Source organism: Alkalibacillus sp. S2W, from assembly GCF_046764385.1.
Classification (GTDB): domain Bacteria; phylum Bacillota; class Bacilli; order Bacillales; family Alkalibacillaceae; genus Alkalibacillus; species Alkalibacillus almallahensis.
Genome location: NZ_CP177234.1, coordinates 1,624,166 through 1,638,217, shown reverse-complemented (window position 1 = coordinate 1,638,217; position 14,052 = coordinate 1,624,166). Strand labels below are relative to the sequence as shown.

Below are 14,052 nucleotides of genomic sequence, written 5' to 3'. Positions count from 1 at the left end.
ATTAAGCTCAATACGAGTACTCGTATTGAGCTTAATGTATAATAGTCTGATTTCTGTGTCGAATCAATTAATTAATTGTCGATTTTTGGATATAAAGTTATTAAATATGAAAAAATATAAAAAATTTTACCTTTTAAAAAGGAAAATACGTCTAACTGTCGAAAGTCTTATATGAGAGCGATACGGATAATTTTTAGGAGGGAATACGATGGAGACAATTAAAGTTGCAATCGCGGATGACAATCGCGAACTCGTACACATGCTTGAGGAGCATTTTAGAGAGGAAGCAGAAACACAAGTTGTTGGAACTGCTTTTAATGGTAATGAGTGTCTTGATGTCATTAAGGAACAAGAACCTGATGTGCTTATTTTAGACATCATCATGCCGCACATGGATGGATTGGCAGTTATGGAGCAATTACGATCTTTATCACTTACTAAACCACCCAAGGTTATTATGTTAACAGCATTTGGTCATGAGTCCGTTACGAAGAAAGCTGTGGAGTTAGGGGCTACATACTATATGCTGAAGCCATTTGACTTAGATATGTTAAAAGATCAAGTTGTTAATGTAGCTGGCTCAAAACCTTACTCGCCTTTAAAACATGTGACAAGTGAGCCTAAGGCAAAACCAATCGATTTAGAATCTAATATTACATCAATTATTCATGAAGTTGGTGTTCCAGCACATATTAAAGGTTACCTATACCTACGAGAAGCTATTGGTATGGTTTATCATGATATTGAATTACTTGGATCCATCACGAAAGTACTTTATCCAGATATTGCAAAGAAATATAATACGACAGCATCTCGTGTAGAAAGAGCGATTCGTCATGCTATTGAGGTCGCTTGGAATCGAGGCAATATTGATTCGCTTTCCGCTATTTTTGGCTACACGGTAAGCATGTCTAAAGCAAAACCGACTAACAGTGAATTTATCGCAATGATTGCTGATAAATTACGTTTAGAGCATAAAGTGGGATAAACGGGTTTATATACAAGGGTGTTAGCGATTGATTGGCTAACACCCTTTTCTTTTGTGACGGATATGTTAAAATAAGCACTGTTCGTTATAAAACAATTCAAAATAGTGGTGATAATAGTGAAAGTAGCAAAGTTTGGTGGAAGTTCAGTAGCAGATCATGCAATGCTTGAACAAGTCGCTTCAATTATTGAATCAGATCCCGATAGAAAATTTATTGTCGTTTCTGCTCCTGGAAAACGTTATGACGAAGATGAAAAAGTAACAGATATGTTTATCCAATTGGGTGAACAATTTAACAGTGGACAAGATTACGAAGTAACATTATTCAAAATCTCTCAACGCTTTCAGGCCATTACAGATCAGCTAGGGTTATCAGATGATATCGTAGCGCGTATTGAAAATGAATCGCGTCGTTTGTTACGTGAAACGACGAATACGACACATTTAACAGATGGATTAAAAGCAATGGGAGAGGATTCCTTAGCTCGGATTTTGAGTGCATATCTCAATAAACGTGGCACACAGGCAACTTATGTCAACCCGAAAGATGCAGGGATTATCGTTAATTCTGAGCCAGGTGGCGCTCAAATCTTAGAGAAAAGTTATGAGGAAATCCATAAATTAACCGAAAGAAGTGGGGTTGTTGTCATTCCTGGTTTCTTCGGATATACCGAAACGGGTGTTTTAACCACATTCCCACGTGGTGGATCAGATATTACGGGTTCAATTGTTGCTGCAGGTGTACAAGCAGATTTATACGAGAACTTTACTGATGTTAGTTCTGTCTATTGCGTCAACCCGAAAATCGTTGATCAACCACACGAGATCCATACTCTAACTTATAAAGAAATGCGAGAATTATCCTATGCTGGGTTTACAGTATTTCATGATGAAGCTTTAATTCCAGCTTTCCAAAAAAATATTCCTGTTTGTATTAAGAGTACTCATGATCCTGGTGCAGAAGGAACTATGATTGTCTCAAATAAAGATGATCTTAGTCAGCAAGTCGTTGGTATTGCTAGTGATGAAGGATTTTCATCTATATATGTACGGAAATACTTAATGAACCGTGAAATTGGCTTTGGTCAGCGTTTATTAGGGATCCTGGCAGATATGGATATTTCTTTCGAGCATGCGCCTTCAGGGATTGACGATATGTCGGTCATTATAAGACGAGATCATATTAAAGGCGACAAGGAAGAACGACTGAAAAACAGAATTAAAAATGAACTCAACGCTGATACAGTTGATGTCATTCATGGTTTAGCTATGGTCATGTTAGTTGGCGAAGGAATGAGTGAACGACTGCATGTGGCTTCGAAAGCAACCAAAGCGTTTGCTGATGCAGATGTGAGGATTAATATGATTAACGAAGGATCTTCAGAAGTCTCGATGATGTTCGGTATTGATGAAAACAAAGTGGATCAAGCTGTTCGATCACTATATCGTGAATTTTTCTTAGAAGCTTAGCTTAAATAAAAAAGGAGCTCGAAAATTCTAACAGGTTCCGTTATGAGGTGCAAGACGTTAAATCGCAGTTAAAATCGCAAGGCAACTCACATAAGAATTCTCACTAAATTTATATTAGAAATCATGCAAAAGGGACTTAGAATTTTTTCTAAGTCCCTTTTGCATGAATTTTCCTACTTCAACTAACGCTCCATTTAGTTGAAGTGGTTACTCAAACTTATAATATGGTGCAAAAGAATTAGCTATTTTAATCAGGTCCTCTACGGAATAGAGTTCTTGATCCTGTTCAGGAAGATAAACTATAATGTCGTAACTGAAACCTGAATCATTCCAAGTTAAGATTTGAGAACTACCATTATAGAAATATTTTGCTTCTGTGCCATTACTCAATTCTAATTGTTGTTCGTTCGAACCTATTTTATTTCCAAACTCTTTTTTCGGCTCAATATGAGTTAGAACTAATTCTTCTTTCGACGTACCACGTAGTGAAACTTCTAAGCTAAAATCCAATGGTTTTAAATCATCTATTTTTTTAGGTAACTCTTCAGTTCTTTGGTCATAATGGAATAACTTTACTCGTTCTACCTCATATGGCATATGAGTCGGAAGCTTAAACTCATATGGGAAATCATCAATACCTTCTATGCTTTGATCATATGGATGTTCTTCATTCTGATTACAAGCAGACAATAACAAAATAAAAAGTAATAAGATTAATAACTTTCTAATTTGTTTCATAGATACCTCCTACATTTATTCAACTTACCTGCTCCGTTAGCTTAAGTACATTGCTTCACAAACTTTTTATATCCTTATATTTATTTTAACATAATTTTCTATTCTGCCTGGATTTAAAATAAAATTCACATAAAATCACAACCGATTCACACCTACTACAATATTTAATTCAGCCCTTGTGAATGGTCATTTGTTTTAGGGTGTGATTATAATAGAAAACCTTTATAAAACCCTGATGTTACAGCAAAATAAAACACGTGAATTCAAATGCGAATTCACGTGTGAAATAGTATGTGTTTTTGTCTGTTTGCACTTCTGAACGGAACCCGTTACGAAACTTCGAGCTCCTTTTTTTATGATCGCTTACCTCGTTTTTTATCTCGGTATACAATAAAGCCACCTATAAAGCCGAGTCCTCCAACAAACAATATCAAACCGCCAATAAATTGTAGAAAAACATTATTGAAAAATATTGCAGCAACCTGCCCGAAAAAAGCATCGCGCATTAAAATCATACCATAAGCTGCAATAACTCCTGGAATAATCATTATAAATAAGGCAATTGAACGCATTGTAGTCTCCCCTTCATTCACTTCTAGTAGTATATCAAAATTTATCCATAAAAAAAATGAAAAATACTTGCATAATTAAAGCGCTTTCAATATGATAGAAGTGTGCAAAAAATTGCAAATGTAGGTGTCGTAGAATGCAAAATGTGTTAATAGTCGGTGTTGGTCAAGGCGGAACGGCACTTATTCGTTTATTTGAACAAATAGATATGATCAATGTGCAAGCAGTTGCAGACATTGATGAAAAGGCTCCTGGGATATTATTAGCAGAACAAAAAAATATCAAAACTTTTCATTCCTATTGGGATGCATTATCCGAGCCGATTGATATCATTGTGGAAACAACGGGAATAGAGGATGTATTTGATGATCTCAAACAACATAAACCGAAACAATCAGTGCTTATTCCAGGAACGGTTGCTCATATAATTTATAATTTATTAAATGAACGCGAGGATTTATTTAATGAATTAAAGAATGAAACAGACTCCCGCAACTTATTACTTGATTCAATTCATGATGGAATGATTGTGATTGGGTTGGATCAAACCGTAACTTTTGTAAATGAAGCGGCTGAGAATGTTTTGAATTTAAATAAAGATGATATGCTGGAACAACCGATTCAATCCATTATTCCGGATTCTCATTTACCGAAAGTGATGAAAACGAAACAAAAAGAATTAAATCAATCTCTTCGCTTACATAATGGTAAACAAATTATTACTACGCGAATTCCATTAATTACGAATAGTGGCGAACTTCTCGGTGCTTTTGCCGTATTTAAGGATATTACTGAAGTCGTCGAATTAGCTGAAGAAATAACAGATCTCAAAAACATTCAAAACATGTTAGAAGCGATTATTCAATCCAGTGAAGAAGCTATCTCTGTAGTGGATGAAAATGGTGTTGGTATACTGATTAACCCTGCTTATACTAACATAACAGGGTTAAAAGAAAATGAGGTCATTGGTAAGCCTGCGACAACAGATATCTCAGAAGGCGAAAGTATGCATATGCAGGTTCTTAAAACACGCCGACCTGTTCGTGGAGCGAGAATGAAAGTGGGCCCATCCAAACGAGATGTTTTGGTTAATGCTGCGCCGATTTTAGTGGATGGTGTTTTGAAAGGTAGTGTGGCGATTATCCATGATTTATCTGAGATTGAGTCGCTTACTTCAGAATTGAAAAAAGCAAGACAAATTATTCGTAATCTAGAGGCAAAATATACTTTTGATGATATAATTGCTCACTCATCTGAGATGACATTGACCCTGGAACAAGCGAAAGTAGGTGCTAAAAATCCAGTAACGATTTTGTTACGTGGTGAGTCTGGTACAGGTAAGGAATTAATGGCGCATGCGATTCATAATGAAAGTAATCGCAAGCATTATAAATTTATCCGAGTCAATTGTGCAGCAATGGATGAAGAAGCCCTCGAAAAATCGTTATTTGGGAATGTGTTAGGACCTCCTGAACAGCAGAGAGGACTAATAGAAGAAGCACATAACGGCTCATTGTTTCTTGATGAAATAGGGGATTTGTCGCTTCATTTACAGGCACGCATTTTATATGTTTTAGAAAAACAACAGGTAATTCGAGTTGGCAGTCAAGATCCATTACCTGTCAATGTTCGAATGATTGCAGCGACAAATGTCAATTTGGAACGGGCGATGATGGAAAGAGAATTCCGAGAAGATTTATTTTATCGTTTGAGTCGATTACCAATTATGATTGCTCCGCTAAGGGAAAGGAAAGAGGATCTAAAACCTCTTATTGATCATTTTATAATAAAACTGAATGCAGAATATGGTCGTTATGTTCATTCGATTGAACCTGAAGCATTGGATAAATTGAGTTCGTATGATTTCCCTGGTAATGTGCGTGAGTTAGAAAACATTATTGGTAGAGCGATTATTAGTATGGGCCAAAATGAGACAAATATTGCTGAGCGCCATTTACCGCAGTTACGAAAACAGACTTATCATGAATTAGATTTATTTCAGGAACCTGATCATCAGGAAAGCATTCCTTTACAAGATGCATTAGATGAATTTGAAAAACAACTAATTTTAGAAACATTAGAAAGAAATAATTATATTAAATCGAAAACAGCCAAACAATTAAATATTTCGATTCGTAACCTTTATTACAAGATGGAAAAACATAATTTAGGCAAACATGTTCAAGGCTGATAAACGAAATAGGACAACATGAAGGTGATTAAAATATGAACTTAGATCAACTTGTTGATGACTTATGTCAAATGCAAGAAAAGAAAACAGTCGCTGTTGCTGAGGCAACTAATATCGAAACACTAAAAGCCATTAAGGAAGGTGTTGAACAAGATTTAGCGAAGTTTAAATTATTTGGTGATATGGGAAAAATCCAAGAAGCTGCAGAAATGATTGATTTAAATCTCCAACAGGAAAGAATCACCTTACACCACGCAACTTCTGTTGAAAATGCAGTTGAAAAAGCAGTGATGTCAGTCTCTGAGGAACGTTCAGATGTGCTGATGAAAGGGGATGTTGCAACTAAAATTGTACTAAAAGCAGTGTTAAATAAAAACTCAGGCTTACGTAATGGGCGGGTCCTTTCTCATGTTGCGTTATTTGAGATGCCTGAACGCCAACGAATGTTATTTTTAACAGATGCAGGTATGAATATTGCACCTGATTTAGAAGAAAAAGCACAAATTATACAAAATGCTGCTGATGTAGCGAATCGAATTGGATTTACTAATCCCAAAGTGGCACCAATTGCAGCTGTAGAAATTATTAATCCACAAATGCAAGCTTCAGTAGATGCAGCTGTCTTATCTCAAATGCAAAAACGAGGCCAAATTACAGGATGTACAGTTGATGGCCCATTAGGTTTTGATAATGCGATCTCACCTGAAGCTAAAGAAGAGAAGCGAATCGAGTCAGAGGTCGCTGGTCAAGCAGATATTCTCGTATGTCCTTATATTGAAGTGGGCAATACGTTATATAAATCATTTACTTATTTTGCAAATGCTAAGGTTGCAGGTATTATAAGTGGCGCTAAAGCACCCATTGTTTTGACGTCACGGGCAGATACAGCAGATAGTAAAATTTACTCGTTAGCCTTTGCGTTAACGTCATCTTAATTTTTAGGAGGTTTTATCATGGAATTATTTACTTACATGGAAGAATACGATTATGAACAGGTGATTTTTTGCCAAGATAAAAATTCAGGACTTAAAGCAATTATTGCCTTACATGACACAACATTAGGACCTGCATTAGGTGGAACAAGAATGTGGACTTATGATTCAGAAGAAGAAGCATTAGTTGATGCACTTCGTTTAGCTAAAGGCATGACTTATAAAAATGCTGCGGCTGGTCTTAACCTTGGCGGTGGTAAAGCCGTTATTATTGGCGATCCAAAAGTAGACAAAAATTCTGAGATGTTCCGTGCATTTGGACGTTATATCCAAGGATTAAACGGGCGTTATATTACTGCAGAAGATGTAGGGACAACAGAACATGATATGGATCATATTTTCATGGAAACTGATTATGTAACAGGTATTTCCCCAGAGTTCGGTTCTTCAGGTAATCCATCACCAGCAACAGCATATGGTATGTATCGTGGCATGAAAGCAGCAGCGAATGAAGCTTTTGGAACAGATTCATTGGAAGGTAAGACAATAGCTGTTCAAGGTGTTGGAAATGTTGCTTATCATATGTGCAAGCATTTGCATGAAGAAGGTGCAAAACTAATTGTGACGGATATTAACCAAGAATCTATTGACCGTGCCGTTAATGATTTTGGTGCTCAGGCAGTAGCTCCAGACGATATTTATTCGGTTGATTGTGATATCTATGCGCCGTGTGCTTTAGGTGCAACCATTAATGATGATACAATTCCACAATTGAAGGCGAAAGCCATTGCTGGTTCAGCTAATAACCAATTAGCAGAAGAGCGCCATGGTGAAAAGCTTCACGAATTAGGCATTGTTTATGCGCCAGATTATGTGATTAACTCAGGTGGCGTTATTAATGTAGCAGATGAGTTAAATGGATATAATCAAGACCGTGCTTATAAGCAAATTGAAACCATTTATGATAGTTTAACGAAGATTTTCGAGATTTCAAAACGTGATAACATCTCAACGCATGCAGCGGCAGACCGTATGGCAGAAGAACGTATTGAAAGCGTTAGAAAATCTCGTAGTACATTCCTACAAAATGAACATAGCGTCATTTCACGTCGTAAATAATTTAGGAGGAAGTTGAACGATGCATAATAGAATTTTAGTCATTAATCCAGGTTCGACTTCAACTAAAATTGCAGTTTTCGAACAAGGCTATCAATTATTTGAAAAATCGATTCGGCATCAAACCGATGAACTTAATGCATTCGATTCAGTATCAGATCAATACTTATTTCGAAAAAACGTGATATTGAATGTATTAGATTATGAAGGATTTAACATCTCCAATTTAGATGCTGTATGTGGTCGTGGCGGTTTATTAAAGCCAATTGAAGGCGGGACTTATTTGGTAGACCAGAACATGATCGATGGCTTAAAAAAGGCTGAAAATGGTGAGCATGCGTCTAACTTAGGAGCTATGCTAGCATTTGAGATTGCTAATAATGTCAATGTACCTGCCTATATTGTTGATCCTGTTGTAGTAGATGAATTATCTGATATTGCGAGATATTCTGGTGTGCCTGAAATTCCTCGTAAAAGTATTTTTCATGCTCTTAACCAAAAAGCTGTTGCACGAAAAGCGGCCCATGAACTAAACCAATCCTATCATGACGTTAACCTGATCGTATGTCATATGGGCGGAGGCATTACAGTTGGTGCTCATCAAAAAGGGAAAGTCGTAGATGTTAATAATGGTTTGAATGGAGAAGGTCCTTTCTCACCAGAACGTGCAGGGACTATACCAGCAGGTCAGCTTGTTGATTTGTGCTTTTCTGAAGACTATACGCAGCAATCCTTGCATAAATTGCTGGTAGGTCATGGAGGTTTAGTTGCTCATTTAGGAACGAATGATGCAAGACAAGTAGAAGAATCAATAGACAATGGTGATAACGAGGCTAAGCAAGTATATAAAGCTATGGCCTATCAAATCGCTAAGGAAGTAGGTAGGGTTAGTCCTGTTCTTAAAGGTGATATAAACGCTATTGTACTAACAGGTGGGCTAGCTTATAGCGACCTACTCGTAAAGTGGATCACAGACCAAATTAGTTGGATTGCAGATGTTCGAGTGTACCCTGGTGAGAATGAACTTATAGCTCTTGCTGAAGGGGCACAACGCGTTTTAGATGGCGATGAAGAAGCCAAAATTTATTAAGTAGTAAACTTTCATTGAAGGGAGAGGTAAGGCTATGGCAAAAGAATATGATCTCGCCATTTTAGGTGGTGGGACAGGCGGTTATGTTGCAGCAATTCGGGCAAGTCAGCTTGGCTTAAGTGTTGCAATGGTTGAAAAAGGCGAATTAGGCGGAACCTGTTTACATAGAGGCTGTATTCCGTCTAAAGCATTGCTCAGAAGTGCAGAAGTCTATCAACAAACGAAACAGGCTGACACTTACGGTGTAGAGACCGAAAATACATCTTTGAATTTCATTAAAGTTCAAGAACGTAAACAACAAATTGTTGATCAATTACATCAAGGTGTCCAAGGTTTAATGAAAAAAGGAAAAATTGATGTGATTGAGGGTCATGGCCGTATTTTAGGCCCAAGTATTTTTTCACCAACAGCTGGTACAATCTCGGTTGAAATGAATAATGGGGAAGAGAATGACATGATCATCCCGAAAAATGTCATTGTGGCAACAGGCTCCAAACCTAAGACTTTACCGGGATTAGAAGTTGACGGTAAATTGGTCATGACATCTGATGAAGCCTTACAAATGGAATCATTGCCGGAGTCTATTATGATTGTCGGTGGTGGTGTGATTGGTATCGAATGGGCTTCGATGTTGGCAGATTTCGGAGTGAATGTGAAAGTCATTGAATATCTGGATCAGATTTTACCAACTGAAGATCAAGATGTCGTTAAAGAAGCAGAAAAAGCGTTGAAACAAAAGGGTATTGAAATCATTACTGGGGCTAAAGTGAAGCCAGAAACGTTAGAAAAACAAGATGGTGTTTCTATACAAGCAGATATAAATGGAGAAGAGCAAACCTTTGAGGCAGATCGCTTGCTTGTATCAGTTGGACGTTCACCTATTGTCGATAACATCGGGTTAGAAAATACAGATATTCAGGTTGATAATGGCGCGATCAAAGTTAATAAATTTGGACAAACGAAAGAATCCCATATCTATGCGATTGGCGATGTTATTGGCGGTATGCAATTAGCACATGTGGCCTCACATGAAGGCATTTTGGCCGTTGAACATATGGCTAATGAAAATCCAGAGCCAATCAATTATAATCATGTAGCTTCTTGTATTTATTCACATCCCGAGATGGCTAGTGTTGGATTAACAGAACAAGCTGCGAAAGATCAAGGTTATGAGATTAAAGTAGGTAAATTTCCATTTCAGGCTGTTGGTAAATCATTAGTTCACGGTGAAAAAGAAGGATTTACGAAGATTATCACGAATGCAGAAAATGATGATCTCCTTGGTGTGCATATGATTGGTCCACACGTAACAGATATGATTTCGGAAGCTGGCCTTGCAATGGTGTTAGATGCGACAGCTTGGGAGATCGGCGAAACGATTCATCCGCATCCTACTTTATCTGAAGTAATAGGTGAAGCGGCTTTAGCTGTTGATGGGAAACAAATTCATGGTTAAGAATAAGGAGGTTATTCTATGAGTCAAGTTGATAATCGCCACCAAGATTTAGGCTTATCAGATGAGCAAGTGCTCGATATGTATCGCACAATGTTGTTAGCACGTAAAATTGATGAACGTATGTGGCTTTTGAACCGAGCAGGTAAAATTCCATTCGTCATTTCGTGTCAAGGACAAGAAGCCGCACAAATTGGTGCAAGCTATGCACTCAATTTGGATAAGGATTATGTAGCTCCTTATTACCGAGATTTAGGGGTTGTTTTAGCATTTGGTATGACAACGCACGAGCTATTTTTAGCAGCTTTTGCTAAAGCAGAAGATCCTAACTCAGGTGGTCGGCAGATGCCTGGTCACTTCGGCCAAAAGAAAAACCGCATCTTAACAGGTTCTTCACCTGTTACAACACAATTGCCTCATGCAGTAGGTATAGCTTTAGCAGCCAAGATGGATGGGGAAAATATTGCTTCGCTCGTTACATTAGGTGAAGGTTCTTCCAATCAAGGCGATTTCCATGAAGGTCTAAACTTTGCTGGGGTTCATAAACTGCCGGTTATTACGATGGTTGAGAATAATAAATATGCCATTTCGGTTCCGCTCGAACGTCAGATTTCAAGCGAATCCGTAGCTGACCGCGGCGTTGCTTATGGTATGCCAGGTTATCAAGTTGATGGAAATGACCCATTAGAAGTTTATCGAGTCGTAAAAGATGCTCATGATCGTGCTATGAATGGAGAAGGACCAACGTTAATCGAAGCAATGACTGAACGCTTAACAGCACATTCAAGTGATGATAATGATAAAGCGTATCGTACTGAAGAAGAAATAGAAGAAATGAAACAAAAGGATAGTTTGATTTCTTTTGCTCAATATTTACGTGACGTTGGCGTATTAACGGAAGAGAAGGAACAAGCTTTAAATAAAGAAATTGATGATGAAATTAATGAAGCAACAGAAGCAGCTGAGAATGCTCCTTATGCTGAACCTGAAGATGCATTGAAGTATGTTTATGCAGAAAAAGGAGGGGAATAATCATGGCAGTTATGTCTTATATTCAAGCCGTTACGAGTGCTTTAAAAGATGAAATGGAACGTGATGACTCCGTATTTGTACTTGGTGAAGACGTCGGTAAAAAAGGCGGCGTTTTCAAAGCAACTGAGGGATTATATGATCAATTTGGTGAATCACGTGTCATGGACACACCTTTAACGGAATCTGCTATTGCTGGTGTAGGCATTGGTGCAGCAATGTATGGTAAACGACCTGTTGCAGAAATGCAATTCGCCGATTTCATTATGCCAGCCGTTAACCAAATTATTTCAGAAGCATCACGTATTCGCTATCGATCAAATAATGATTGGAGTTGTCCAATGGTGATTCGCGCTCCGTATGGTGGGGGTGTACATGGTGCGTTGTACCACTCACAATCCGTAGAAGCCGTCTTTGCTAATCAGCCAGGCCTTAAGATCGTCATGCCTTCCACACCACATGATGTCAAAGGGTTACTTAAAGCAGCTATTCGAGATGATGATCCTGTTTTATTCTTTGAACATAAACGTGCTTATCGTTTGATTAAAGGAGAAGTACCTGAAGAAGATTATGAATTACCGATCGGTAAGGCTGATGTTAAAAAACAAGGTGATGATATTACAGTTATCACGTATGGGTTAGGTGTTCATTTCGCTTTAGAAGCAGCTGAAAAATTAGAAGAAGAAGGGATTTCTTCTCACATTTTAGACTTACGTACCGTTTATCCATTAGACCAAGAAGCAGTCATTGAGGCAGCGAAAAAGACAGGTAAAGTCTTACTTGTGACAGAAGACAACAAAGAAGGCAGTATCATGAGTGAGGTCTCAGCTATTATCTCTGAAAACTGTCTATTTGATCTGGATTCGCCTGTTCAACGGTTAGCAGGACCAGACGTTCCATCAATGCCTTATGCTCCTACAATGGAGAAGTATTTTATGATTAATCCAGATAAATTGGAAAATGCAATGCGTGAACTAGCGGAATTTTAAGCTGTTTAGGCAAAACAAAGGAGGTAGTCATTCATGTCGGTCGAAAAGGTAGAGATGCCTCAGTTAGGTGAGAGTGTAACAGAAGGTACGATTAGCTCGTGGCTAGTCAGTGTTGGCGATCAAGTAAACAAGTATGATCCCATCGCAGAAGTCATGACTGATAAAGTAAACGCTGAAGTGCCATCATCTTTCACAGGTAAAATTACTGATCTCGTAGCAAGTGAAGGCGATACAATTGAAGTTGGTGGTCTTATAGCTTATATAGAAGTAGAAGGTGGGGCATCTGAGGCTTCATCAGGTTCAGGTGACGAAACAAGCTCTGAACAAGGTGAACAGCCAGCAGAAACGTCACAAACAGACCAATCGATGAATAAGCGTTATTCACCAGCAGTCCTTAAGATGGCTCAGGAACATGATATCGATTTAAATCAAGTGACTGGTTCAGGCAAAGGTGGACGTATTACACGTAAAGATATCGAAGCGATCGTCGAATCTGGTGAAGTACCGCAAGCTCAACAAGAATCAGCCCAGACGACAAGCACAGCAGAGAAATCAACGTCCCAAGTGGCTAAACCTAGTCAAGAACCTGCACCAAGTGCTCAAACTGGAGATGTCGAAGTACCTGTCTCTGGTGTTCGTAAAGCGATTGCGCAAAACATGGTTAAGTCAACAACTGAGATTCCACACGCGTGGATGATGGTTGAAGTTGATGTCACAAACCTAGTTCAGCTACGTGAGCAGAAGAAAAAAGAGTTTAAACAAAAAGAAGGTTATTCACTAACGTATTTCGCTTTCTTTGTTAAAGCTGTTGCTCAAGCATTAAAAGAATTCCCTGAGCTTAACAGTATGTGGGCAGATGATAAAATCATTCAGAAGAAAGATATTAATTTATCGATTGCAGTAGCTAGTGATAATCAATTATTCGTTCCTGTTATTAAGAATGCTGATGATAAAAGTGTTAAAGGCATAGCCAAAGATATTGTAGAATTGGCTGCGAAAGCACGTGATGGTAAACTGACGAATGAAGATATGTCAGGTGGTACATTTACAGTCAATAATACAGGCTCATTTGGTTCTGTCCAGTCCATGGGCGTCATCAACCACCCACAAGCAGCTATATTACAAGTAGAATCAATTGTGAAGCGACCTGTTTACATGGATGGCATGTTCGGTGCACGTGACATGGTTAACTTATGTTTATCACTTGATCACCGAGTACTGGACGGTCTAATCTGTGGCCAGTTCTTACAACGTGTGAAAGAGATTCTTGAAAATATGACAGAGGATAATACTTCTATTTATTAATTATTACTATTTAAGAATCTGAGACAAAAGAATAATCAGTTATACAAAGAACGAATGTTTGAAATAGTTATAGGTGAACAGTAATAAAGCGGAATCAAAACACGTAGACGCCTGCGGGAATAGCACGCGTCTCGAGACCCCGCAAGCCCCGCTTTTGGGCTGAGGAGACTCGAGCCGTGCC

General features: G+C 38.1%; 12 protein-coding genes. 10 read left to right on the top strand and 2 right to left on the bottom strand.

The features are described from left to right. Positions 1 to 208: 208 nt before the first annotated feature. On the top strand, positions 209 to 988 hold the full coding sequence (gene spo0A, locus ACKXGF_RS08805; protein ID WP_411953403.1) for a sporulation transcription factor Spo0A: 780 nt from the start codon (positions 209 to 211) through the stop codon (positions 986 to 988). Between the two features lie 117 nt (positions 989 to 1,105). Then, complete coding sequence (locus tag ACKXGF_RS08800; protein WP_411953402.1) at positions 1,106 to 2,458, top strand: aspartate kinase; 1,353 nt, start codon at positions 1,106 to 1,108, stop codon at positions 2,456 to 2,458. Between the two features lie 207 nt (positions 2,459 to 2,665). On the opposite strand, the gene ACKXGF_RS08795 is transcribed toward ACKXGF_RS08800, so the two are convergent. Together ACKXGF_RS08795 and ACKXGF_RS08790 are read right to left on the bottom strand one after the other, a co-directional pair. After that, the gene (locus tag ACKXGF_RS08795; protein ID WP_411953401.1) at positions 2,666 to 3,196 is read right to left on the bottom strand and encodes a hypothetical protein; all 531 of its coding nucleotides are present in this window, start codon (positions 3,194 to 3,196) and stop codon (positions 2,666 to 2,668) included. A 353-nt stretch (positions 3,197 to 3,549) separates the two neighbouring features. Further along, complete coding sequence (locus ACKXGF_RS08790; protein ID WP_411953400.1) at positions 3,550 to 3,768, bottom strand: DUF2627 family protein; 219 nt, start codon at positions 3,766 to 3,768, stop codon at positions 3,550 to 3,552. 134 nt (positions 3,769 to 3,902) lie between these two features. Here ACKXGF_RS08790 and ACKXGF_RS08785 point away from each other — a divergent pair, with 134 nt between their 5' ends. From ACKXGF_RS08785 to ACKXGF_RS08750, 8 genes are read left to right on the top strand one after another with little or no spacing between them, the layout of a single operon-like run. Next, positions 3,903 to 5,957, top strand: coding sequence for a sigma 54-interacting transcriptional regulator (locus tag ACKXGF_RS08785; RefSeq protein WP_411953399.1), 2,055 nt, complete (start codon positions 3,903 to 3,905; stop codon positions 5,955 to 5,957). A 35-nt stretch (positions 5,958 to 5,992) separates the two neighbouring features. Then, positions 5,993 to 6,892 (top strand): bifunctional enoyl-CoA hydratase/phosphate acetyltransferase, encoded by a 900-nt coding sequence (locus ACKXGF_RS08780; protein WP_411953398.1) that lies wholly within the window; start codon positions 5,993 to 5,995, stop codon positions 6,890 to 6,892. Positions 6,893 to 6,910: 18 nt separating this feature from the next. After that, positions 6,911 to 8,008 carry a Leu/Phe/Val dehydrogenase gene (locus ACKXGF_RS08775; protein WP_411953397.1) on the top strand — a complete coding sequence of 366 codons (1,098 nt, stop codon included), beginning with the start codon at positions 6,911 to 6,913 and terminating at the stop codon, positions 8,006 to 8,008. 19 nt (positions 8,009 to 8,027) lie between these two features. Beyond that, positions 8,028 to 9,095 (top strand): butyrate kinase, encoded by a 1,068-nt coding sequence (gene buk, locus ACKXGF_RS08770; RefSeq protein WP_411953396.1) that lies wholly within the window; start codon positions 8,028 to 8,030, stop codon positions 9,093 to 9,095. A gap of 34 nt (positions 9,096 to 9,129) precedes the next feature. Continuing rightward, positions 9,130 to 10,551, top strand: a complete 1,422-nt coding sequence (gene lpdA, locus ACKXGF_RS08765; RefSeq protein ID WP_411953395.1) for a dihydrolipoyl dehydrogenase — start codon at positions 9,130 to 9,132, stop codon at positions 10,549 to 10,551. 18 nt (positions 10,552 to 10,569) lie between these two features. Then, entirely contained in the window at positions 10,570 to 11,580 is a 1,011-nt protein-coding gene (locus ACKXGF_RS08760) for a thiamine pyrophosphate-dependent dehydrogenase E1 component subunit alpha (RefSeq protein ID WP_411953394.1), read from the top strand. A 2-nt stretch (positions 11,581 to 11,582) separates the two neighbouring features. After that, on the top strand, positions 11,583 to 12,566 hold the full coding sequence (locus tag ACKXGF_RS08755) for an alpha-ketoacid dehydrogenase subunit beta (RefSeq protein ID WP_411953393.1): 984 nt from the start codon (positions 11,583 to 11,585) through the stop codon (positions 12,564 to 12,566). A 33-nt stretch (positions 12,567 to 12,599) separates the two neighbouring features. After that, positions 12,600 to 13,871 carry a dihydrolipoamide acetyltransferase family protein gene (locus ACKXGF_RS08750; RefSeq protein WP_411953392.1) on the top strand — a complete coding sequence of 424 codons (1,272 nt, stop codon included), beginning with the start codon at positions 12,600 to 12,602 and terminating at the stop codon, positions 13,869 to 13,871. The last annotated feature ends 181 nt before the right edge of the window (positions 13,872 to 14,052 follow it).

Excerpts from the sequence above, each read along its gene's own strand:
- ACKXGF_RS08775 (WP_411953397.1), top strand. The coding sequence starts at position 6,911 with ATGGAATTATTTACTTACATGGAAGAATACGATTATGAACAGGTGATT.
- ACKXGF_RS08790 (WP_411953400.1), bottom strand. The coding sequence starts at position 3,768 with ATGCGTTCAATTGCCTTATTTATAATGATTATTCCAGGAGTTATTGCA.
- ACKXGF_RS08760 (WP_411953394.1), top strand. The coding sequence starts at position 10,570 with ATGAGTCAAGTTGATAATCGCCACCAAGATTTAGGCTTATCAGATGAG.
- ACKXGF_RS08795 (WP_411953401.1), bottom strand. The coding sequence starts at position 3,196 with ATGAAACAAATTAGAAAGTTATTAATCTTATTACTTTTTATTTTGTTA.
- ACKXGF_RS08755 (WP_411953393.1), top strand. The coding sequence starts at position 11,583 with ATGGCAGTTATGTCTTATATTCAAGCCGTTACGAGTGCTTTAAAAGAT.
- ACKXGF_RS08750 (WP_411953392.1), top strand. The coding sequence starts at position 12,600 with ATGTCGGTCGAAAAGGTAGAGATGCCTCAGTTAGGTGAGAGTGTAACA.
- buk (WP_411953396.1), top strand. The coding sequence starts at position 8,028 with ATGCATAATAGAATTTTAGTCATTAATCCAGGTTCGACTTCAACTAAA.
- ACKXGF_RS08785 (WP_411953399.1), top strand. The coding sequence starts at position 3,903 with ATGCAAAATGTGTTAATAGTCGGTGTTGGTCAAGGCGGAACGGCACTT.
- ACKXGF_RS08780 (WP_411953398.1), top strand. The coding sequence starts at position 5,993 with ATGAACTTAGATCAACTTGTTGATGACTTATGTCAAATGCAAGAAAAG.
- spo0A (WP_411953403.1), top strand. The coding sequence starts at position 209 with ATGGAGACAATTAAAGTTGCAATCGCGGATGACAATCGCGAACTCGTA.
- lpdA (WP_411953395.1), top strand. The coding sequence starts at position 9,130 with ATGGCAAAAGAATATGATCTCGCCATTTTAGGTGGTGGGACAGGCGGT.